The 21,900-nt window shown below is 34.1% G+C and carries 23 protein-coding genes; 6 read left to right on the plus strand and 17 right to left on the minus strand.

Features of this window, described 5'->3' with window-relative positions; all coding sequences use genetic code 11:
* Positions 1 to 3 precede the first annotated feature (3 nt).
* The 3 genes from NKR74_RS11540 to NKR74_RS11550 all read right to left on the minus strand — a co-directional run bounded on the left by NKR74_RS11540 (position 4) and on the right by NKR74_RS11550 (position 2,673).
* Positions 4 to 888 carry an ABC transporter ATP-binding protein gene (locus tag NKR74_RS11540; RefSeq protein WP_253629637.1) on the minus strand — a complete coding sequence of 295 codons (885 nt, stop codon included), beginning with the start codon at positions 886 to 888 and terminating at the stop codon, positions 4 to 6.
* A gap of 72 nt (positions 889 to 960) precedes the next feature.
* The gene (locus NKR74_RS11545) at positions 961 to 1,632 is read right to left on the minus strand and encodes a TetR/AcrR family transcriptional regulator (protein WP_253629638.1); all 672 of its coding nucleotides are present in this window, start codon (positions 1,630 to 1,632) and stop codon (positions 961 to 963) included.
* A 234-nt stretch (positions 1,633 to 1,866) separates the two neighbouring features.
* Positions 1,867 to 2,673, minus strand: coding sequence for an HAD family hydrolase (locus NKR74_RS11550; protein ID WP_098310317.1), 807 nt, complete (start codon positions 2,671 to 2,673; stop codon positions 1,867 to 1,869).
* Between the two features lie 230 nt (positions 2,674 to 2,903).
* Here NKR74_RS11550 and NKR74_RS11555 point away from each other — a divergent pair, with 230 nt between their 5' ends.
* Entirely contained in the window at positions 2,904 to 3,629 is a 726-nt protein-coding gene (locus tag NKR74_RS11555) for an MBL fold metallo-hydrolase (protein WP_253629639.1), read from the plus strand.
* Positions 3,630 to 3,794: 165 nt separating this feature from the next.
* On the opposite strand, the gene NKR74_RS11560 is transcribed toward NKR74_RS11555, so the two are convergent.
* Entirely contained in the window at positions 3,795 to 4,427 is a 633-nt protein-coding gene (locus NKR74_RS11560; RefSeq protein ID WP_253629640.1) for a LysE family translocator, read from the minus strand.
* 389 nt (positions 4,428 to 4,816) lie between these two features.
* Between NKR74_RS11560 and NKR74_RS11565 the strand changes: the two genes are divergently transcribed.
* Complete coding sequence (locus NKR74_RS11565; RefSeq protein ID WP_253631136.1) at positions 4,817 to 5,152, plus strand: YmaF family protein; 336 nt, start codon at positions 4,817 to 4,819, stop codon at positions 5,150 to 5,152.
* A 240-nt stretch (positions 5,153 to 5,392) separates the two neighbouring features.
* Here NKR74_RS11565 and NKR74_RS11570 read toward each other — a convergent pair whose 3' ends face one another.
* The 6 genes from NKR74_RS11570 to NKR74_RS11595 all read right to left on the minus strand — a co-directional run bounded on the left by NKR74_RS11570 (position 5,393) and on the right by NKR74_RS11595 (position 10,495).
* Positions 5,393 to 5,869, minus strand: a complete 477-nt coding sequence (locus NKR74_RS11570) for a CBO0543 family protein (protein ID WP_375337663.1) — start codon at positions 5,867 to 5,869, stop codon at positions 5,393 to 5,395.
* Positions 5,766 to 6,956 (minus strand): DUF2515 domain-containing protein, encoded by a 1,191-nt coding sequence (locus tag NKR74_RS11575; protein WP_253629641.1) that lies wholly within the window; start codon positions 6,954 to 6,956, stop codon positions 5,766 to 5,768. The genes NKR74_RS11570 and NKR74_RS11575 overlap by 104 nt, the downstream gene beginning before the upstream one ends.
* A gap of 368 nt (positions 6,957 to 7,324) precedes the next feature.
* Entirely contained in the window at positions 7,325 to 7,891 is a 567-nt protein-coding gene (locus NKR74_RS11580) for a GNAT family N-acetyltransferase (RefSeq protein ID WP_098310321.1), read from the minus strand.
* A 118-nt stretch (positions 7,892 to 8,009) separates the two neighbouring features.
* On the minus strand, positions 8,010 to 9,059 hold the full coding sequence (locus NKR74_RS11585) for a P1 family peptidase (RefSeq protein ID WP_253629642.1): 1,050 nt from the start codon (positions 9,057 to 9,059) through the stop codon (positions 8,010 to 8,012).
* Positions 9,060 to 9,199: 140 nt separating this feature from the next.
* Entirely contained in the window at positions 9,200 to 9,790 is a 591-nt protein-coding gene (gene clpP, locus NKR74_RS11590; protein ID WP_098310351.1) for an ATP-dependent Clp endopeptidase proteolytic subunit ClpP, read from the minus strand.
* A gap of 9 nt (positions 9,791 to 9,799) precedes the next feature.
* A complete protein-coding gene (locus tag NKR74_RS11595; protein ID WP_375337664.1) occupies positions 9,800 to 10,495 on the minus strand; it encodes an RNA polymerase subunit sigma-70 in 696 nt (231 codons plus the stop codon).
* A 182-nt stretch (positions 10,496 to 10,677) separates the two neighbouring features.
* Between NKR74_RS11595 and NKR74_RS11600 the strand changes: the two genes are divergently transcribed.
* Together NKR74_RS11600 and rpiA are read left to right on the plus strand one after the other, a co-directional pair.
* Positions 10,678 to 10,998: a 2Fe-2S iron-sulfur cluster-binding protein gene (locus NKR74_RS11600; RefSeq protein WP_253629643.1), complete on the plus strand. Its 321-nt coding sequence runs from the start codon at positions 10,678 to 10,680 to the stop codon at positions 10,996 to 10,998.
* Between the two features lie 23 nt (positions 10,999 to 11,021).
* A complete protein-coding gene (gene rpiA, locus NKR74_RS11605; RefSeq protein ID WP_253629644.1) occupies positions 11,022 to 11,702 on the plus strand; it encodes a ribose 5-phosphate isomerase A in 681 nt (226 codons plus the stop codon).
* 71 nt (positions 11,703 to 11,773) lie between these two features.
* Here the strand turns inward: rpiA and NKR74_RS11610 are convergent, their stop codons facing one another.
* The 5 genes from NKR74_RS11610 to recQ form a co-directional block, all read right to left on the minus strand.
* Complete coding sequence (locus NKR74_RS11610) at positions 11,774 to 13,882, minus strand: HelD family protein (protein WP_253629645.1); 2,109 nt, start codon at positions 13,880 to 13,882, stop codon at positions 11,774 to 11,776.
* 104 nt (positions 13,883 to 13,986) lie between these two features.
* The gene (locus tag NKR74_RS11615) at positions 13,987 to 14,568 is read right to left on the minus strand and encodes a nucleotidyltransferase domain-containing protein (protein WP_253629646.1); all 582 of its coding nucleotides are present in this window, start codon (positions 14,566 to 14,568) and stop codon (positions 13,987 to 13,989) included.
* Positions 14,569 to 14,730: 162 nt separating this feature from the next.
* Positions 14,731 to 15,201, minus strand: a complete 471-nt coding sequence (locus NKR74_RS11620) for a DinB family protein (RefSeq protein ID WP_253629647.1) — start codon at positions 15,199 to 15,201, stop codon at positions 14,731 to 14,733.
* Positions 15,202 to 15,513: 312 nt separating this feature from the next.
* Complete coding sequence (locus tag NKR74_RS11625) at positions 15,514 to 15,909, minus strand: gamma-glutamylcyclotransferase family protein (RefSeq protein WP_098310328.1); 396 nt, start codon at positions 15,907 to 15,909, stop codon at positions 15,514 to 15,516.
* A 25-nt stretch (positions 15,910 to 15,934) separates the two neighbouring features.
* The gene (gene recQ / locus NKR74_RS11630) at positions 15,935 to 18,052 is read right to left on the minus strand and encodes a DNA helicase RecQ (RefSeq protein WP_253629648.1); all 2,118 of its coding nucleotides are present in this window, start codon (positions 18,050 to 18,052) and stop codon (positions 15,935 to 15,937) included.
* A gap of 415 nt (positions 18,053 to 18,467) precedes the next feature.
* Between recQ and NKR74_RS11635 the strand changes: the two genes are divergently transcribed.
* Entirely contained in the window at positions 18,468 to 18,827 is a 360-nt protein-coding gene (locus NKR74_RS11635; RefSeq protein WP_253629649.1) for a cytoplasmic protein, read from the plus strand.
* 306 nt (positions 18,828 to 19,133) lie between these two features.
* Here NKR74_RS11635 and NKR74_RS11640 read toward each other — a convergent pair whose 3' ends face one another.
* Positions 19,134 to 19,586 carry a DUF6884 domain-containing protein gene (locus NKR74_RS11640; protein ID WP_098310331.1) on the minus strand — a complete coding sequence of 151 codons (453 nt, stop codon included), beginning with the start codon at positions 19,584 to 19,586 and terminating at the stop codon, positions 19,134 to 19,136.
* 286 nt (positions 19,587 to 19,872) lie between these two features.
* Complete coding sequence (ppaC, locus tag NKR74_RS11645) at positions 19,873 to 20,805, minus strand: manganese-dependent inorganic pyrophosphatase (protein ID WP_253629650.1); 933 nt, start codon at positions 20,803 to 20,805, stop codon at positions 19,873 to 19,875.
* 258 nt (positions 20,806 to 21,063) lie between these two features.
* Between ppaC and NKR74_RS11650 the strand changes: the two genes are divergently transcribed.
* The gene (locus NKR74_RS11650) at positions 21,064 to 21,885 is read left to right on the plus strand and encodes an alpha/beta fold hydrolase (protein WP_253629651.1); all 822 of its coding nucleotides are present in this window, start codon (positions 21,064 to 21,066) and stop codon (positions 21,883 to 21,885) included.
* The last annotated feature ends 15 nt before the right edge of the window (positions 21,886 to 21,900 follow it).

Raw genomic sequence — 21,900 nt, forward strand, 5'->3', positions numbered from 1 at the left:
TTCTTAGGCCTCCTTTTCGTAATAATGTATAAAGATCTCCTCAAGGTCCGGCTCTTCAATCCACAAATTCGCGATTTCAATTTCAGCGATTTTTTTCATCACCGTATTGATATTACCTTTAAATAAAAAGCTAGTTACGTTATTGTGAACTTCTAATTTATTGACCCCGTCGATTTGGAAGTAATTCTTGTCTAGGGCTGATTTCGTCTCAACTTTAAACTTTTTATAGTTATTCTCTTGTAACGTACTAATCTTTTCTACAGTTACGATTTTACCTTCTTTAATGATGGCAACACGATTACATAATCTTTGAACCTCATTGAGGATGTGCGACGAAAATAAAATCGTAGTACCTTTTTTATTCTCTTCCTCTAATAGTTCAAAGAATTTTTGCTGCATTAATGGGTCAAGCCCGCTCGTCGGTTCATCCAAAATAATGAGTTTAGGCTCATGGAGCAGCCCTTGAACAATCCCAACCTTCTTTTTGTTTCCTAAAGAAAGGTCATCAATTTTTTTATTGAGATCCAAGTCCATAATTTCTGCTAACTCTTTGATTTTCTTACTGCAATCCTTTTTATAAAAGCTGGCTGAGTATTTTAATAGGTCCTTTACTTTCATATTGTCATAGTAAAAAATTTCTGATGGTAAATAGCCAATTTCCTTTTTTATTTCTGGAGCAAATTGAATACAGTCTTTCCCAAAAATCGTGGCGCTGCCGCTCGTTGGATAAATGAGCGATAATAATGTACGAATCGTTGTCGACTTCCCAGCACCATTAGGTCCAATAAACCCGAAAATTTCACCCTGTTCAACATTAAAACTAATATCGGATATTCCTCTCGCCTTGCCATAAGTTTTGGTTAGATTTTTAATTTCTATTACGTTCATTTATAAAACCTCCCTTTTTCTCCTCCATCAGTTATGCGAAATGACCAATTTTGTATATAATTGATCACCTCCTTATTCGTATAAAGAATTTCTTAGTATTTTCAAGTATTCTTCCATTTCTGCCATTGTCTCCTCGCTATCGATTTGCTCCCAGGATAGGGACAATGCTTTTTCTTGCATTTGATAGGCGAACCCTTCCAATGTCCAATTAATAATGTTGATCGCCTTTTTGATATCAATCCCTTTTTTAAATTTAGAAAGATCAATATCGGAAAATAATTTATTAAAGGAACTTTCGAACAATTCCTTCGCCCTGCGGTTTATATCAATTTTCACTGCGGGGGAGGAGTCTTTATAAATCGACTTAGCGAAATTTAACATTTCGGGATAAATTTGATATATTTCAATTTTCAGCAATGCGATTTGCCGATAGCGGACAAAAATGTCTTTTTCATCCCAATTTATTTTTTCTGTAATTTTTTCCATTAGAATATCGATCATATGTTCATACAAGAATAAATACAATTGCTTTTTATTTTGGAAATAATGGAATAATAACCCCTTTGATATCCCCGCTTCCTTGACGATTTCATTAGTCGATGCCTTATCATATCCCTTCTGGGCAAATTCCTTTATCGCAGCATTTATTATGCGGTCTTGTTTTTCCTTATCCAGGTTCAAAAATTTTGAATACATAGGGGCAGCCCTCTTTTCTTTCATTCTAAAAATTGCAGTTGACCACATCAGTCAATCACATTGTACTTCTGTTAACCTCCCTGGTCAATGGTGTTCAAGCTATATTTTTTACAAAAAAATGAAATTTTTGAATTTGTAGCTTTGAAATAGTATTTGATCAAATTCATACTAATAACCTTGATAATCAAACAAAAAGAAAGAGCGTGTTTTAAAAAAATTGATTAAAACACGCTCTGAATATTTTTAATTCAATCCATCTTTTATAAAAAAGTTTGATCATTTTTAACTATTATTGACGGTACAAATTAACTTTTCTAATACTTGAGCTACACCGTCTTCATCATTAGACTTAGTAACAAAATATGCAATTGCTTTTAGTTCACGTATTGCATTTTCCATAGCGATTGGAAAACCACACGCATGAAAAAGCTCTAAATCATTCCAATCATCACCGAATGCCATTATGCTGTTCATCGGAATATGATTTTGAACACAAAGATCCATTATAGCCTGTTTCTTAGAAACGCCTTTGGCCATAATTTGAATTAACGTTCCTGAATCGGTACACACCGTGTTTACTTTATGTTCAAATTGCTTGTGTAAATTCTCGTAATACGGATATTCTGAGATTAATAATTTTGAAGCATTGATTCTTTTAAATTCATGTAAAGAAACTACGATTGGGTTTACAATTGTATTCATAGATTTACTATAATCTAATGACCTATTACTGTACCACGTATCTTCTGATTCAATAGACAGACACGCATCCGAATGATGAGTGATCACATATTCAATAATTTCATTTGTAATAGCTGATTCAATCGGATAATGTTGTCTGTACTCTGATGTGTTATCAATAATTAAAGCACCGTTGTAATACACGATGGCTGCTATCTCTTGAAGTTCCTGAGGAAGAAAAGCTTTCACCGAACGCGGGGGTCTTGCTGTTGCAAAAATAACAGTTATTCCTTTTCTATAACATTCGAGTATAGCTTGTAAATTTCTTTTGGATACTTCTTTTTGCGAATTCAATAAAGTACCATCTAAATCTAAAACAATCGCTGTAACATTTGATGTAAGATCCACAGGAACAACTCCTTATTTAAAATATCTTTTTATATTCTTTATACAATTTTGAACTCCTCCTCTCTATTTGATTGAATCTAATAATAAGATCAATTCGGAGTATTGACAAAAATATTTATTTATGTTATGATTAAATATTTATTTATTGACTTAGGTTTTTTGGGTGTGATAAATAATATATGTAGGAGTTAATAATAATCCAAACACACCTATTAAGGGGGATTCAATCCATGAAGATTTCAAATGGAGTATCAATGCTTGAATTAAAAATACAAGGTTTCGTTTTGCATCCTACACTTATGTGGGACGAAGAAACAGCTGTTTTGATCGATACTGGTATGCCTGGACAGTTAGATCAAATCCGTACTGCTATGAATGATGTGGGGGTTCCTTTTGAAAAATTAAAAGCGGTCATTGTAACACACCAAGATTTAGATCACATTGGAAGCCTTCCTGAAATATTACAAGCAGTTACTCATCAAATCGATGTGTATGCGCATGAACTTGATAAGCCATATATCGAAGGAATATTCCCACTTATGAAAACAGATCCTGAACGTATGAGCAAAGAAGCGTGGGCATCTCTTCCTAAGGAAATGCAATTCTTGTATATGAATCCTCCTAAATCGAAAGTAGATCAGACTTTAAAAGATGGACAAGAACTTCCCTATTGTGGAGGGATTCAAATAATTTATACACCTGGACATACCCCTGGGCATATTAGCCTTTATTTAAAGAAAAGCAAAACTCTTGTTGCCGGTGATGCTATGATATGTGTAAATGGTTCTTTACAAGGACCTGTCGAGAAAACAACATTAGATATGAATAAGGCTCTTTCTTCTCTGGAGAAATATTTAGATTTAGATATTGAATCAGTAATTTGTTATCACGGAGGTATATGTACAAATACTCCAAAAGAACAAATTCAAAATCTTATAGATCAAGTTGGGATATAAAATATTAGATTAGATGTGCGATTTATAATACTTACAGAACGTAATAAAGTAGATTTTTAGATACAATACTTTCAAAAGAAAAGCCTCTTTAAGATTTTTCTAAAGAGGCTTTTTATATCCAATTAAACTTTTATATAACTTTTCTAAAAGGGGGCTTTTGTTTGCTTATTGAGGAGCTTTTGCTTGAAGTAACTTCAGCCCCATACCGATAAAAATGATTCCTGTTATTTTGTTCAGAACAGTTCCTACCTTTTCGTTTCCTCTTAGTTTTTTTGTAACATAGGAAGAAAAATAAGCAATAAATAGACACCACAATAATCCAGTGATTGTAAAAGTAAGTCCTAAAATAATAAAAGGTATAGGGCTAGAAGCTTTTGTATCTATAAATTGCGGGAGAAATGCAATGAAAAATAAAGCAACTTTTGGATTCGTAAGACTTGTCAAAAGTCCCTGTACATATATCTTTCTAACGTTCAGTTTACTAGTTGCAGTAGAATGAAAATTTATATTCGTTTTATCAATAATCATTCTAACTCCTAAATATACTAAGTAGATAACACCAATGATTTTAATAGCATTAAACAAGATAATAGATTTTGTAAGTATGATGGATAATCCAAAAGCAACTAACAAGGTATGAACGAGAGAGCCAGTGATAATACCAAAAACAGAATAAACACCTGCTTTTCTGCCTTGTGAAATACTTCTTCCCACTATATACATTGTGTCTGTACCAGGAATTAGATTTAAAAGAATTCCTGTAATTAAAAATACCTCATAATTTATTATTCCATACATTTTGACACCTCTTTCTATTTTTTGGTGCCCTTATTTATACTAAAACAAATTTTAGAAAAACAACAGACTTTTACACTGTATTTTATTCCTTTTCTTCCGCTATGATTCATAATACCGTTACACGAATGTCATCGGTAGTCAATTTATCTAACATGTTAAGAAAATCCCTTCAGAATAAAATTTGAAGGGATTTTCTTAACATATATTCTTACTAATTATAATAAAATGTACCATAACCTTATATAAAGGGAGGCATTATCTTTATGAATAGAGAATTTTCAGGTAGGGGGAAACAGAGAACGGAAAATACATCTAGGACGGAGAATATACCTAGAACGGAAAATATATCTAGCACAAAAACGAATAATGAAAACGTAACAGAACCAGCTATAGTATCTGCAGGAAAAGCACCAGATACGGTTCAGACACATGTACATGAATTTGTTGCTAGTACTAAACTGGCAGAAGAAGGAAACGACAGGCATAATCATCGTTTTGCTGGATTTACAAGTGAAGTAATTCCAAAAGGAGATAGTCATGTACATATAATAATGGTTAATACTGACTTTTTTGATCATCATCATAAGGTTGCAATAGAAACAGGTCCTGCCATCCCAGTTGGCGACGGAAAACATGTACACTATGTTAAAGGAACTACTACATTAGACGACGGGCATGTCCATGAAATAGAATTTGCTACTTTAATTCAAAAACCTCTTATATAAAAAAAACGCTGATGATAAAAAGTCAGCGTTTTTTTATGTATCCATTATACATGTAATATCAACATAACGCGTGTTATTGGAAATAAATATGGTTGCTCAATTAGCACTCGTTAACTTAATAACATCATCCATTCCCTTCATTGAACGGATAGTTTTTTAATAAACCCTATTTAAATTCCAATACAGGATTTCGAACAATCTTTTTGTTTATTTTTTAGATCTCTTTAACACAATTTCCTGTTATTGAAACCAACGATAAAACTTCCATATAAGAATCATGAATATTGTGTATCCGAAAAAAGAATAAGAATGATGCCATGCTTCGCTATGAGTGAACCATCCTAACTGCTCCGCAAACCGTTCGGAAATACTCATACAAAGTCCAATCAAAGTGATAAATAGGATTTTTAAAAATGAAGGTAACATTCTTGCAATCTGTAAAAAGAACATGGTAAATACTGGTAATATCAATAATGTAAACACGACATTGATTGTAAATATATGTGGGAATGGTCTTGTTGGAAAGGCATACATTTGTTTACTGACAAACAGTAGGTCTAAATATGTTCCGATCAAACTAGAGAAAATGATAGTGGCTACAAAAGCCTGAGAGTTATTCCTCCCCTTCTTCTTCTCGGAGCAAGACATTTTTTTTGACCAGAATGGCAAATTCAATTTTTTCAAGCGTTTTGCAGTATTCATTATAAATCTTCCCATCTGCCATTTCTCCCTTATCGATTAAATAGTCCATGATGCGCCAGTCTTCAAACCAGTCTTCACTTTCCGCTTCTTCATGATGAAGATCTTTCCATGCGTATATTAGTCGCGGGCTATATAAACGATTTGCACCTTTTCTTAATTGGCAGTTCTTTATTCGACGTTCATAAAATGCACGAGAGAATGATTCATTTACATCATAAAATAAATGCGGCCAGTAGTCTTTTCGTGAACCAGTATGAGGATGATCATGAGCCCAATTTACTACTCTTTGTAAAACGTTCTCATGTCGAAACAGTAGTGAGTATAATCGTTTTCCGAGTAAAATCCGCTCATGCAGGGAGGTGAAATGTTTCATTGTATCGCCGAAAAGCAATATTTTTTGTTTAGTCTCATCTTTATAGAATGGAAAAAGGATATGATTAAAGCGGAAAAAATCATACAGTTTGAATCCAATACTATTCAGTACAGTCTTTTTAAAACGTTCATTTTGAATAACTCTTTTTTCTAAATAGCTTTGTTCATTAATAACGGTGGCAATAGCTAACGTATAGCGGTCACCTGTGCTCCAAAAATGGTTCCATATCGTTTCCATAAACGTTGATACATGGAAATAAGGCAGAAGATGAAACAGTCTTTCGGATCTTTTCACACTTTGTTCGTACAATAAAAATTGCGGATATACATCCTGGAAGATTAACCAGTTGCCTCGTTCTAAAAAAGAAAAGAAGGTGACTTGATCCTTTTCTGACAATAGCCTTGTATATAACTCCCCTTTTAAATCTGTCATATTCCAACCACCATTACGCGATACCATATGTCCAAGCAACGCCCAGTGTATTTCTGGGTATTGGAGGTAAAAACGATAATAAGCATGTGTTCGCGTCACATTATTTTTGTTGTGTTGTCTTGTTTGCTCTTTAATTTGGTGAATTAACATTGTCTCTTCTTTTGTTAATTTCCATGTTTTAACGAAAAGTTGCTTTTTTTCACTTTTTTTCTTTAATTCATTTTTTACATCTAAAAGAGAGTACGGAATTGTCTTGGAAAAGTTGTTCCATTTCCTTTTCCGGTCGTTATGGTGCATTCCTTTTCCTCCCATTAACATGAATGTCCTTCTACTATTTTATTACGAACGTTAGGAATAAATGATGATTGTTTTTTCATACAAGAGGTAGCCGCCAGCAAAATAAAGCTAGCAAAAAAAGAGATACCTCAAAACAAAAAATTTAATTATGAGAATTAATTTTTTTTTCGTTTTGGAGGTTTTCCGTTTCTCTAATTTGCTAGCAATGCAATGATAGGCGAAAAATGATTGATAGAGGTTTATCCCGCATTAACGGGCAGTATGACCCCCACTGATGGAGGTTTCACTTTATTATCGTAAAAAACTTAAATGAAGGTTGTTACTTCTCTAAGAAAAGCATAAACTAAGTGAATGTAATTTTGTCTATATCATTTATAATCTTCTTGAAGAATACTATATATTTCTAAATCGACGACTCCCTTTCCGGACCATAATGTAGCCTGTCTTAATAAACCTTCTTTTATAAATCCATTCTTTAAAAGCACTTTCTTTGATATCTCATTTGCCGGCATAACTTCAGCTTGAATTCTATTTATATGAACGTCTTCAAATAAAAATTTTACGATTGCATGAACCGCTTCAGGTGCAATATCTTTTCCCCAATACTTTTCTGCTAAAAAGTATCCGATTGTAACCATATTGACCTTTCGATTAAAATCCATTGCTTCAATGATTCCAACTAATGTATCACTTTCATTCTTTCGAAAAATCCCCCATTTAATTCTACTCTGTTTAATATAGTCCCTCTCAAAGTGTTGAATCATCTTACTTACCGTCTTCATATTATGTTTCGGTATAATTCCGCAGTATTCAAACACTTTATCGTTATTGTAGATTGCATATACGTCCTGTAAATGAACATCTTCAATTTTCTTTAATACTAGATTCATAGATTCTAAAATTGGAAATTCTTCAAAAACTATTTCTATTTTCATGTTAATCCCCTTCTTAACAAGTTCTTTCTATCAAATTACACTACCTGGTGTATATGTACCTTTCGTGTTTCTTACAAATAAAACTGTTTTGATTATGAGGAAACATACATAGAATTCGTTATTTTAAAATTTGTACTAACTTATCTAACGGCAATGCGTGCACTTGTCTTTGTTTTTGTCCTGTTATGGTTTCTGCCATACACATAGAATTAATAATTGCTTCTTGAACAGATTCAATTGCCGCTTCAAAAATAAAATCTAGCTGTTCTGATGGAAACATATCGACAGGATAAGCTTTTTCATTATCATAAGAATAGCAATTCCCAGTTGAAAAAGTCAGGAAAAAATCTCCACTACCTTCTTCTCCAATGGCTCCTAACCTAGCCATTGCTAGCGATGCTCTTTTTGATATTCTTTCACATTGTGAAGGCAATAATGGAGCATCCGTTGCTAATGTAACGAGAAGTGAGCCTGCATTTTCTGGAGTCCCCCATGGTAATGGTACTTCCATTTCATTTAATATGCTTCCAACAGGTTTATGATTAATAATAAGATCTTCTCTTCTACCAAAATTAGTTTGTACAAGAGCTCCAACTGTATAAGTACCTGATTCGCACTCAACAATTCGGGAAGCGGTACCGATTCCGCCTTTAAATTCAAAACAGATCATTCCTGTACCGCCACCAACATTTCCTTCTTCAACTACACCAGATTTGGCATGTATAATCGCTTCTTCTAAATCTTCATATGTCATGGAGGTTTTTTCTAAATCACTTAACCAACCATCCCAAGTCTCTGCCACTGTTCCATTTGAAAAAGGTTCTAAATTTTCAATTCTTCTTGTAGCACGCGAAAGAAAATGATGCGCTAAACCGAGTAAATGACTGCCGGTAAAAACAATAGGAGTTACTAAAGTACCTGTTTCATCAATCCAATGGCTTCCAGTAAATTCTCCAGTTCCATTAAAAGAAAAGAATCCTGCTGGAAAATGCGACCCAGCTAGATTTCCGTTGTTAGGTAGAATAACAGTAAGTCCTGAACAAACATCTGTGTGTAAAATTGTTTTGTGACCGACGATTACGCCTTCTACATCGGTAATTGCATTAAATGTTCCTGGTTTCAATTTTCCGATATTAATATCTAAATCTCTTAATCTTTTCCTTTGCATTATAAGCTCCTTAAATAATATGTATTTTATATATTAATACTGAAGAATATATAATATTTTCATTTTATTCCATTAATTGAGAAAATTCAATCTAAAAAGAGGTTATTGAACGATAATGTTCAAACAACCCCTTTTCAGTATTAACCAATAATTCCGTCTACAATACCGTAAGTTTTTGCCTCTTCTGCGCTCATAAAATAATCTCGTTCTGTATCCCTTGCTACTTTCTCAACTGGCTGCCCTGTTTTATCAGCAATAATTTGATTAATATGTTCTTTTAACTTCAAAATCCGCCTTGCAGAAATTTCAATTTCAGTTGCTTGCCCTTGCGTTCCGCCAAGTGGCTGATGAATCATAATTTCGCTATTTGGTAAAGCGAAGCGTTTCCCTTCTGCTCCTGCCAGCAGCAATAACGCTCCGAATGAAGCGGCTAAACCGATACAAATGGTTTGTACATCCGGTTTAATATAATTCATCGTATCTAAAATCGCAAAACCAGCAGAAGTAGAACCGCCAGGACTGTTTATATAAATAGATATGTCTTTTTCTGCATCTTCTGCTGCGAGAAATAACAACTGCGCAACAACACTGCTGGCGACTTGTTCATTAATTTCTTGACCAATCATAATGATTCTATCCTTTAATAATCTGGAATAAATATCATACGAACGTTCTCCAAGTTTCGTTTGCTCTATAACATAAGGAATTGTATTCATAAAAAATCCCTCCAGCATTTTAGTTTAAGCAGCACATGAGAAACAGTTGTAAGAAGATTTTTGATGTAATAAAATTAATGGTTGTTGTAGCGAGATTCTTGAAAATTTCAGTGTTGGTATAAGGTTTACCAATAGTTCTGGTGTTTGTTGCCGAATTGCTTTTACAAGTATTTCAATTTCTTCTTCCATATCTTTTGAAGATACAAAACCTTCCTCTTCTTTTATCATTTTTAATTTATTACGTGTTCGAAACAAGGAAGCTTTTACGGCCCCTTCTGACATAGAAGTAATGGCCCCGATATCAGCTAAGCTGTAGTCAAACACATCCTTTAATAAAAAAATGACAATTTGCATTTCATTTAAACAAGATAGCATTGTTTCGATTAAAGCGTATAATTCAGCAACGTTTGCATGTGGTTCATAAGAAGCTTCTTGATCATTTTCTCTTTCATGTGCTTTTGTTCGCATTTGATCCAACCATTGATTACGAGCCACTTTGTATAACAACGTTAAACAAATACTTTGGTTACATTCCGCATTTGTATATTTCTTCAATACTTTACATATCGTTTCTTGCGCAAGATCTTCTCCGTCCCATGTGCTTTGTGTTAAAAATGTACAATAACGCTTTAGTTCCGCATAATGTTTAACAATAACAGATTTATTTGATTGTTGAATATCCGAATCGGATTGTGAAATCATCTTTCTCTTTGTATTCAAAGTGATCACTCCTTTTAAGCGCGCTTACTTAATAAACGATTTAACAAAGAAAAAAGTTACGGCATCTACGAATTTTTCAAAGTAATTTTTTCACTAATGAAACGTTATATAGTCTTATGTTTACCTTATACATGGCAAGGTGATAATTATGTTATTAACATTTTATATAAGGAGGAGATAAAATGCCAAAAATAACCGTTCCAGGAACAGGAACTTTTGAAGTGGAAGTCGGAACAAAATTAGTATTAGCGTTGGAAGATAACGGTGTAAGTATTCTTCACCGCTGCGGTGGAAAAGCAAAATGCACAACTTGCCGAGTAGAAATATTAGATGGTGATTTTTGTGAACCTAACCGGGTTGAAAAGCGTGCATTTGCGGAAAAAGGTGTAGAAGATTACTTACGTTTATCGTGTCAAGTGTATGTGAATGCAGATATGACAGTACGCCCTGTTTTAACAGTCGAGACTTCCGGAATGGATGCGGGACCAAGGCCAGCTGAATAATTGTACGATAAGGAGGTACTATATTGCATACAAAGCGCTTAGCTGGTGAATACGCTGTTGATTTCATAAAAGAAGGTATGACAATTGGACTTGGTACGGGTTCAACTGTGTATTGGACAATACAAAAATTAGGAGAACTTGTAAGAGAAGGTTTAGCAATTCGTGGTGTACCTACTTCTAAACAAACAGAACAACTTGCGAAAGAGCTACAAATTCCTTTAGTGTCTTTATCTGAAGTAGATGAACTTGATTTAACTATTGATGGAGCGGATGAAATAAGTGATGATTTACAATTAACAAAAGGCGGCGGCGGTGCACTTCTTCGCGAAAAGTTAGTCGCAACTGCATCAAAACAGCTTATTATCGTAGCAGATGAATCTAAATTAGTGTCCCGTTTAGGGGAATTTCCATTGCCTGTTGAAGTTGTTCCTTTTGCAGCAGAGCATACAGCAAAGAGAATCCGCACATTATTAGGCTGTACAACTACTTTACGTCTTCAAAATAATCAACCTTACATAACAGACAATGGAAATTTTATTGTAGATTGTGCTTTTCCTGATTTCATAACAAATCCAATTGAAACACATCAATTTTTGAAAACATTAACAGGTGTGGTTGAGACAGGATTATTCATTAACATGGCTCAAATAGTTGTTATTGGTAAAAGTAATGGTGTGAAAAAATTAATATCTCAGAACAAATAGATGTAGCCATAAAGGTACTAGTATAAAGTACTTTTTTGCGCTACATCTTTTTAATTTCTGTTCTAGTTTGATTAAACATCTATCCTTTCTTCATACAATTCTCTTGGAATTTGTTGAATTAAAGGTGAACATGTCCCTGAATAAAAAATCCGTAAGTCATGTAGAGAGCGAGTACATCCGACATACAGCAATTTAGCATCTTGTTTTGTTTGTTTATAGTGAGCCTGATCTACATCGATAAGTAGTACTGCGTCGAATTCTAATCCTTTTGCTAAATAGACAGGAACGACTGAAATACCGCCTTCATATTTACTTTGATTGGCTTCTATTATATTTGTAGAAATACCAGCTTCTGTGAGTTTTCCGTATATCTCACGGCACTCTTCCTCAGTTCGTCCAATGATAGCAATCGTTTTTACATGTTGTTCTTGCATGGTCTTCACTGTAGTTAAAACAGATTGAAATTGATTATTTGTCGAGATAATTTTTACACTTTCGCCGCTGCGAAAAACAGGATTGGCAAGCCCTACTGGAATATTGGCATTTTTAATGACCTCATTTGCAAAGTGAATAATTTCCTTTGTTGAGCGGTAACTTCTCGTTAATTCGAAATACTGGGTATTTTGATTAAATACTTCTTGAAACTGTTGCCAATCGTGAATACCTTGATATTCATGAATAGCTTGTGATAAATCACCTAAAATAGTAAAGGAGTTTCCAAGTGTTATTTCTTTTAAGATGGAAAGCTGAAACGGGGAAAAATCTTGCGCTTCATCAATCACAACATGATGAAATTTTTGCCCAGTTTTTATCCCCTCTAAATAGTGATGAATATAGATGAGCGGCGCTAAATCTTCTAGTGCAACCTCTTTTTTTCGACAGTTTTTTGCCGTTTCTTGTACAAGTTCAGTTGGTAATACGTTTAAAATATCTTCTTGTTTCATTAACATACTGTAAAAGGATAGCGCAGTCATCTTCGGCCAAAATTTTAAATAGCTATTAAGCCTTTGCGTTGCTTGTTTTTTTAGTTGCTTCTTTTTATTTGTGTCCGAAATCATCTTGAGTTCCATCTCAATCCACCGCTTCATACGAGCGACAATTCGATCTCTTCGATTTCCTATCGGATAGTGTTTATATTCTGTTTCAAACCACTGTTGAATTACCTCTCCTTGTAAAACTGAATAGTCCCAAGGCTCAAAATCTTTCGTTAGCACGATATTTTTTTCGTAGTTGCACAGACTCTGATTGATAAACACTTGAAACTCCATGGATCCTTTTAATTTACCAGCCGCTATCTCATCTTTGTCCTTATGAATAGAGAATGCTTGTTGTAATTGTTTATCAGTGCTCTGTACAGAAACGCTATTTTCTAAAGTATGTAATGCCCAATCTTGAAATGTAGTTTGATGAATATCACCAACACCAAGCTCTGGTAATACGCTGGATATATAATCAAGGAATATGCTGTTAGGTGCAAAAACTATCATTTTCTCAGCGCGAAGCTGCTCACGATATTGATAAATTAAAAAAGCAAGACGATGCAAGGCAATTGTTGTTTTCCCACTACCTGCAACACCTTGAATAATGAGGGGAACATTTTTTTCCGCACGAATAATTTCGTTTTGTTCTGATTGAATCGTTGAAACAATATCTTTTAATTTATTATCTTTATTTTCTCCTAAGCGATAGAGAAGAAAATCATCTGCTAGTGATAGATCATCACTTCCTCTGACATATGTATCTACAACTCGTTCTAATGTTTGCTTCCGAATAGCAATGTTGCGTTTTAAGTGAACGATCCCTTCAACGATTCCTTCTGGAGAATCATAAAAAGCTACATCCTCTCCTCCAGTAAATGAATAAAACATACTTGCAACAGGCGCTCGCCAATCAACGACGATTGGTTGCTGCGTTTCTTCATCAGAAGCACCAACTTTACCAATATAGACAGGTTTTTGCTGCAGCTCTCCTTCTTCTTGAAAATCTAAGCGTCCAAAATAAGGTTCCTGACTGGCGATTCGAAGTCTTTGCCGGCTAGATTCTCGCATAGTTTCAAGCACTTGTTCTGTAAAGTTTTCTCCATGATAAACTGGAATACTCTCTAGCTTATGCAATTGCTGATTAATTTGCGAAAGCGTGTTATTTAATTTCTCTAACTCTAGTTCAAATATTTCCTTCATGTTCGTAATTCCCTCCTATTCGTTGAAATTTTCAGTCGAAGATTAATTCTATTAAAAATGAAGCCTGTAAGTCAAGTGTTTAGAGGAAATTTCCTAAGAAAAACCTATATTAACTCTTTAATCCATGCTAACGAAGGAAATTGTTCTTTTAGCGCACTCGTTAACCATAACTTTTGTTGTTCATTCATATATGGTATATATGCCTTAACATCTTGTTCATCTTTTATTCTGTCCTCTTTTGCTTTAAATAGCAGCTGCCATTCAGGGGCAATAAATTTACGTCCAAGTGCATCTTCATGAACAAAGTGCTTATAATCCATCCATATATTTTTATTTTTTCGAAATAAAACTTTGTCATTTTCCTTATCTGTTAATAATATCTCGATGAAATCTTGTTCTTTGTATAGATGTAAACCATATCTTGGAAGAGCTATATCTTCTAAGTTTAAACATGGATCGACTCGTCCCTCTCCCGGAATTGCTACATAAATGTCCCAATCAGAGAAATATGTAAAGACTTCTTCAGCATGTTCTCTAAAAATACAAATATCTATGTCTTCATGTGTTCTCGTTACTACTCCTATTCCTAAATCAATAGCCCATCCCCCTGCAATAAACCACGGATGTTTAAAATTTTTCATGATTTCAACAATAAAATTGAGTTGTTTCGCTTGAATCATAGTCATTCAACTCCTTCTTCTCACGGTATTTTTGGTTTAACGTAAAATTCAATTAAAAAATTGTCTAAATCAAAAAGAATCCTATAAGTGCTTTTGCAAAATCAAAAGGAGCTATCTCATCTGAGAATAACTCCTTTTGAAAGTCATCAAATTATTTTTTTGATTTTGTTAGTTCTTTATTCCCGCGTGTTCAATAATGCGCTTCATCGCTTGAATTTGCCCCAAATGATTTGCTTCATGCATTAATGTAAGGCCGGCTAATTCTCCAAAGGTTCCAAGTCCCATAAATGGTTTTTCCAGCGTTTCATTTAACTGTTCAGCAGGAATTTGTTGAAGACGAACTAATTGATCTTTCAACTCAACAATGAGTTTATCTACGGTAGGTACATCTCCCTTCCAATCAGCTGGCTTTGTACCGTTTCCAAATAATTCGATATAATTTGCAGGAAGATGCGTCGTTTTATGTGGAAAGCCGAGCATAAACTGTTCAGTAACCGTTAATACATGGCCAATATGCCATTGGATCGTATTGTTAAAACCGTCTGGCTGCACATTTACTATTTCCTTCGAAAGTGATTCTACGTTTTTAATAAAATAACTTCTTGTCATCGCAAATTGTTTAAATATTAGTTTATTCATACCTTACGCCCCTTTCAAACCTCTCTCATTCATTAGCGTATTAAAAATCTGGATAAATTAGAAGTGACATGAAATAAAGATCGATTATATTCTATACGAATCATTCATATCATGTAAAGCGAAATGACTTCATACAAATTATCATTTGTTCTGTATATAAGCACGAATTATAAAATAACTACACTAACTGTTTAATCCATTCTGGTGAAGGCATTTGTTTTTTTTAGTTGTTCTGATTAAATCATTGGCATGCTTCCTCTATCTTTCTGTATGTATTTATGAAAAAAGGAGAGGGTTCTCCCTCTCCTTCCATTATCTATCCTTATATAATAATTTACGATAGGATACCCAATCACCTTCTACAATCTGATGCTGCAGTATATCTTGCTTTTGTGCTATATATACATAAGCTTCTAATATCTTTTCGTTTATATAGATAGCTTGTGTAATTCGGTTGTATAGATCTTGTTCAGAGTCCCCTGTATATTCCTCTAATTTATCCAAATCTCTTAATACAGCATCTGTTACTCTATATACTTCCCCATATACTTTCTTATCCTTTGAATGAATCATCGCTGGATACCCTTCATTCGTATCAAATAATGAACCGTATGTCCAAGATTCGTTTGCAATACATATGGAATCTTGTAAAAAATGAGCGTTTGCTTCATTTTTTCGCAGCGTTCCATATACAAAAACATAATGCATATTCTCATCCCTCGCTATCACTCTGTTATTTGTTCATTTGTAAATAAGCACGAATCATAAAATAACTAATATTATCAGGAAGCTGTTCTTTAATAGCTTTTAATCCACCTTCAGCTCGCTCTACTGCGGATGCAATCATAGATTCATATTCTTTCGGAACAAAGCTTGGCCAATCTATTTCCATCCCTTCATCAAAACAACGAATTAAATGATTTTCTACAGTTTGCATGGACAGTTCGCGTACTTCAGCGATATGAGAAAGTGTATCTCCCTGTTTATACATTTCATATGTAGCATGATGAGAATTTTTCATTGCCTTTTTCGATTGCTTTCGTTCTGTTACAATTTCTGTCGTAATCATCGTATCTATATCAGGATTCTGTTCAAGAAAGTTTACGATAACTTGTAAAAATATATTACCGTATTTCTCCAGTTTATGCTCACCTATACCTTTTACCTGTAGCATTTCTTCTAGTGTTTTTGGCAGTTTTGTGCACATATCTTGCAATGTTTGATCAGAGAAAATAACAAACGGTGGCACTCCTTCTCCTTGTGCAATTTCTTTACGCACATGACGCAATTCTTCAAATAGTGGATGATCTTTTACAATTTTCTTTGTTTCTACTCTTTCTTTTTGGAAAATAGACTGGTTACCAACTAGAACCTCTTTCCCTTTTGCTGTTACTTTTAATGTCGGATACGTCCCATGCTCAACTGCAATGAGCTCCTCAGAGATTAAAAACTCAATGAACTCACTAACTTCTTTCACGCTTTGATTTGATAGCAATCCATACGTCGGTAACGTATGAAAATTAAATTCAATTACCTTTTTATTTTTTGACCCTGTTAATACTTGCGCAATCATTTGCTTACCGAAACGTTGATTTGTTCGAATCATGCATGATAGTACCATTTGTGCTTCTTTTGTAACATCGACACTATTTCGATCGTCTGTACAATTGCCGCAGCGACTGCAATCTTGTTTTGGTTCTTCGCCAAAATATTGTAAAATAAATGATTGCAAACAATTTTCTGTATGGCAGTAATCTGTCATATGTTGCAGTTTCTCTAGTTCATTAGAAAATCGAGAAGCTCCTGTTGACTGGTCAATTAAATATCGCTGTACTTGCACGTCTTGCGGAGAATAAAGTAGGATACATTCACTATCTAAGCCATCACGTCCAGCACGTCCAGCTTCTTGATAGTAACTTTCCATGTTTTTCGGAAGTTGATAATGAATCACGTATCGAATATTAGATTTATCAATTCCCATTCCAAATGCAGATGTTGCAATCATTACATTTACTTCATCTCGTAAAAAACGTTCTTGCTGTTCATTACGATCGTTATCATTCATACCAGCATGATAACGTGCTACAGAAACGTCTTCTTTATTTAGTTTTTCATAAAGTTGATCGACAACTTTACGTGTCGCTGCATAAATAATACCCGCTTCTTTTTTATTTTGACGAATATATCCTGACAAAAAGTCATCACGGTCTTGTCCTTTTACAACGGAAAACGATAAATTTTCTCGTTCAAAAGTCGTCATAATCGTATTATGTTCTGCTATTCCTAAAGTACTGCAAATATCTTGTCGTACTTGCGGCGTTGCCGTTGCCGTCAATGCGAGTACGATTGGCTGCGTTGGAAGATAATCAAGTACACGCTGAATATGTAAATAACTTGGGCGAAAATCATGCCCCCACTGTGAAATACAGTGTGCCTCATCAATTGCCAGTAACGGGATTTTCATATCAATTAGTTGATCAACAAAATCAATAGAATCAAGACGCTCCGGCGCAATATATAACAATTTATAATGCCCTTGTTTTGCTAGTTGAATGCGTTGATTGGCTTCAGTGATTGAAATAGAGCTATTAATATATGTAGCGGGAATTCCATTTTGCGTTAAAGTATCAACCTGATCTTTCATCAGTGAAATAAGCGGAGAAATAACTAATGTTGTGCCCTCTAATACGAGTGCTGGAATTTGGTAACATATAGATTTACCACCGCCTGTTGGCATAATACAAACGGTATCTTTTCCATCCAATATATTTTTAATTGTTTCATCCTGCCCTCTACGGAATGACGAGTAGCCAAAATAGGAAGCTAAAAGTTCTTGTGCTTTTGTAAACAAAAAAAATTCACCTGCTTTTCTTAGTCTTTCATTTATTAGTATTATACCATTAGTCAAAAGTCATTGTACTCTCTACTTCTCTCCAACACTTCGCATGCTTACGAATAATTATTAACAACTCATGTAAAGCTAGAGAAAACCATTTTTAGCAATAATATTAATAAAAAAATGACTAATATCAAAATTATCATTCGCTATTTGATATGATTATTTCCATTGTTATCTAAATCCACCTTATCCCTTTACATTTAACACATATCGATATATTTTATTAGTATCTTTTTTTATACCGTATTAATAGGCAGTAAGACCCCCACCTCAAAATTCAGCAAAGGCAAAGAAATTAGTTGGGAGATGTGCTGCCCGTAATGAGGGCTGATTAAAGTTTCACTTTATATTTATAGGAGGCAACATCTTGATTAACGCAATAGGTATCGCTTTTATTCTTTCTAATAAGCCTAAAAAGAAGAAAAAAGTTTATCTTAATGATAGATTTGCACTAATAGACATTATTGAATCTAAAGATGTATATGATTCTGAAGGTAATCCACTAGTAGAGCTAACATGTAAATATAGCATTTATTTGGATGAAAAATACTATTGTAAATCTCTCGAAGACTACACTGGACAAGTATTTCCTTTCCTAAAGGAAAAAATCGGAAAAGGTCTTGTTAGAAATTTAAATTATTATTCTTCACATATTGATATATACGATAAAAAACCACCAGTTAAAGAGATAAGAAACCTTATGAAGCAAGTAGTAAACTATAACTAACATTTATATATATACAAAACATAAAATCGCTCTTCTTTTTATGAGAGGGCGTGAGCGACTGGCCGTGCGTAGGAGCGGTCAGGGCCCTTTTCTGCCACATGCCATGTTTTAAACAAAAGGAGCAAGCGAGTGCAGGGCATATTGTGTTTTGTATAGCAGTGACATATGTGTTGGAACATTAAAATGGATTTATATAGTTATGATCTTAATGAAAATTCTCTTTAAAATAAAGGGGGATCCCTAATGCCCCTTTATTTTTCAATAACTAATTATTAATCTCCCTCATAAATCAAATTCTTTTAACTGTTACTGAATCTCGTTATGATTTTCAACCGCCTTCTTGAGCCTCTGCAACATATATCCAATCCCCTTACAGCCTTCTAATGGATAAGAAATAATCTCTTCTGGATATAGCTTTGTCACTACTTTTTTATGCTTCTTGCCTGCAAGCAGAACAATTTCATCAAAGTCTAGCAAGTCTTTATCCATCATCTGTTTTTTTAGTTGCTCTATATTAATAATCTCACTACTTTTCGAATTAAAAGCAAGATCATAGTTTTCTTTCACTATATCAGTTGGCAGTAAAAATCCATGCTTTGCGGATAAAATTACCCAGTGTGTAAAAAATTGAGAAGCATACGCTTGGCACGCTTTTCCGAATGGACTAATGTACACTTCTCTTGCTTCTGTCGGCCCCTCATCAGGGTACTTATCCCAAATCTTCTTTTTCCCACATGGAATGATGCATAATCTTTTCATTGTTACCTTCTTACCTCTTTTCTCTTTCGATCCTATATAATCTGCTGCATTTTTTCATTATTACTTTTAAAATATGAAATAGTAATTTGCAATAAAATCATAGCATTTTTCATTCACAGATAAAAACATCAGGTTTTTCTCTTCTTCCTACCCAATTTTCATCTTTCCAATATGAAACATTAAAGTAACAGACCTTAATATCCGAATTTTTATGCTTCCTAAAAACAAAAAAAGAACAAGCAGACTGTATATCGGCTTGTTCTTTCCTTTTCGTCCAAAGCTTCTCTTATAGAGTTTGGAATGTTTCTGTTAAAACAGGAACGATTTGTTTTTTACGAGACACAACACCTTTTAAAGTAGCTGTGTTATTTTCTAATGTTACGTTGTATGCTTTCTCAACAACTTGTGCTGCTTTACCAATTGCAAGGCCAACAGAATCATTTGTTAAGATATCTGTTACAACGAATAAGAATAGGTCTAAACCTTTCTCTTCTACTACTGCAGAGATTACTTTTTCTAATTCTGCTTGGTGTGCAAGAACGTCGTTTGTGTCAACAGCATTTACTTGTGCAATTTCAACTTTTGCATCGCCCATTTGGAACTCTTTCGCATCAAGGGAAATTAATTGCTCCATTGTTTTACCACTTAAATCTGCACCAGCTTTTAACATTTCTAAGCCGTATGTTTCAGAATCAACACCAGCGATTTCTGCTAGTTCACGAGCTGCTGCTACGTCTTGATCTGTGCAAGTTGGAGATTTAAATAATAAAGAATCTGAAATGATTGCAGATAACATTAATCCTGCAACTTCTTTACGAATTGCAACGCCGTTTTCTTTGTACATTTTATTTAAAATTGTAGCTGTACAACCAACTGGCTCGCAACGGTAGTATAAAGGATCGCTTGTTTCAAAGTTAGCAATACGGTGATGGTCGATTACCTCTAATACACGAACAGATTCGATATCATTAGCACTTTGTTGACGCTCGTTATGGTCAACTAAAATAACGTTGTCCACTTCGTTTGCTACTGTCTCAACAAAACGTGGTCCTTCTACTTTAAAATGATCTAAAGCAAATTGTGTTTCACCGCTAATTTCGCCTAAACGAACAGGCTCAACATTCATTCCTAATTCTTTTTTTAGTTCTGCATATGCAATTGCAGAACAAATTGCATCTGTATCTGGGTTTTTATGCCCGAAAATAAGTACTTTTTCCATGATTTCACCTCTCTACAAAAGGATATCTTAAAGGACAGAATATGACAATATTTTAGGCGAATTTTTTTTATAAATAATCAAGCTTTCTTTTGAATTTACATGTAAATTCAAGATTTCTGTGCCAATGTGTAAAATTATTCTGTTCAAATACCAAAGATGATATTGAATTATCATAAGAAGCTTTGAATACATAACTGAAATAAAGCATATTTTTGAATATATAAACTTATTTTTTCTGTGAAAAGGAGGTTTATGTACATGCCTTATATAAAACTTGATAATGATGTGAATATATATTATAAAGATCAAGGTCAAGGAACGCCGATTATATTCGTACATGGGGTTTGGATGAGCAGTCGCTTTTTCCATAAACAACTTCCTTATTTTAGTGAAAACTACCGCGCGATTTCACTGGACTTGCGAAGTCATGGCCGTTCTTCTCACGCACAATATGGGCATACCATTGCAAACTATGCACGTGATTTACATGCTTTTATTGAAAAATTATCTCTTGAGAACGTTGTATTAGTTGGTTGGTCTATGGGGGCATTTATTGTTTGGGAATATTTGAAACAGTTCGGAGAAAGTAACGTGAAAGCTTCTGTTATCGTAGATGAACTAGCTTCGGATTTTAAATGGCCCGATTTTCCGATTGGAGCTTTTGATTTCCCTGCTCTTATTCATATAATGCGAGAAATTCAAATGGATCGAGTTGGTTTTTTGAAAGGATTTATACCATTAATGTTCAAAAAACCTCTTTCTGAAGAAGATTTTGAGTGGATGTTAAAAGAAGTGACAACTATTCCGGAGTCTATAGCAAGTGCTGTTTTATTTGACCAATCTGTTGTGGACTATCGACACTACTTAGATCAAATTACCACTCCTACTCTACTTTGTTTCGGGAGAGAAGAAAAACTTATTCCTGTTGCAGCAGGTGAACATTTACACAAACATATTAAAAACTCTCAGCTTATCATTTTCGAAGATAGCTGTCATTGCCCTTTCTTAGAAGAAACAGACCGTTTTAATAAAGTAGTAGATACTTTCATTCAGTCGTTAGATGAAAATCATGCACCATAATTAACAAGTTCCTAT

Source organism: Bacillus sp. 3103sda1 (assembly GCF_024159135.1).
Taxonomy (GTDB): domain Bacteria; phylum Bacillota; class Bacilli; order Bacillales; family Bacillaceae_G; genus Bacillus_A; species Bacillus_A rhizoplanae.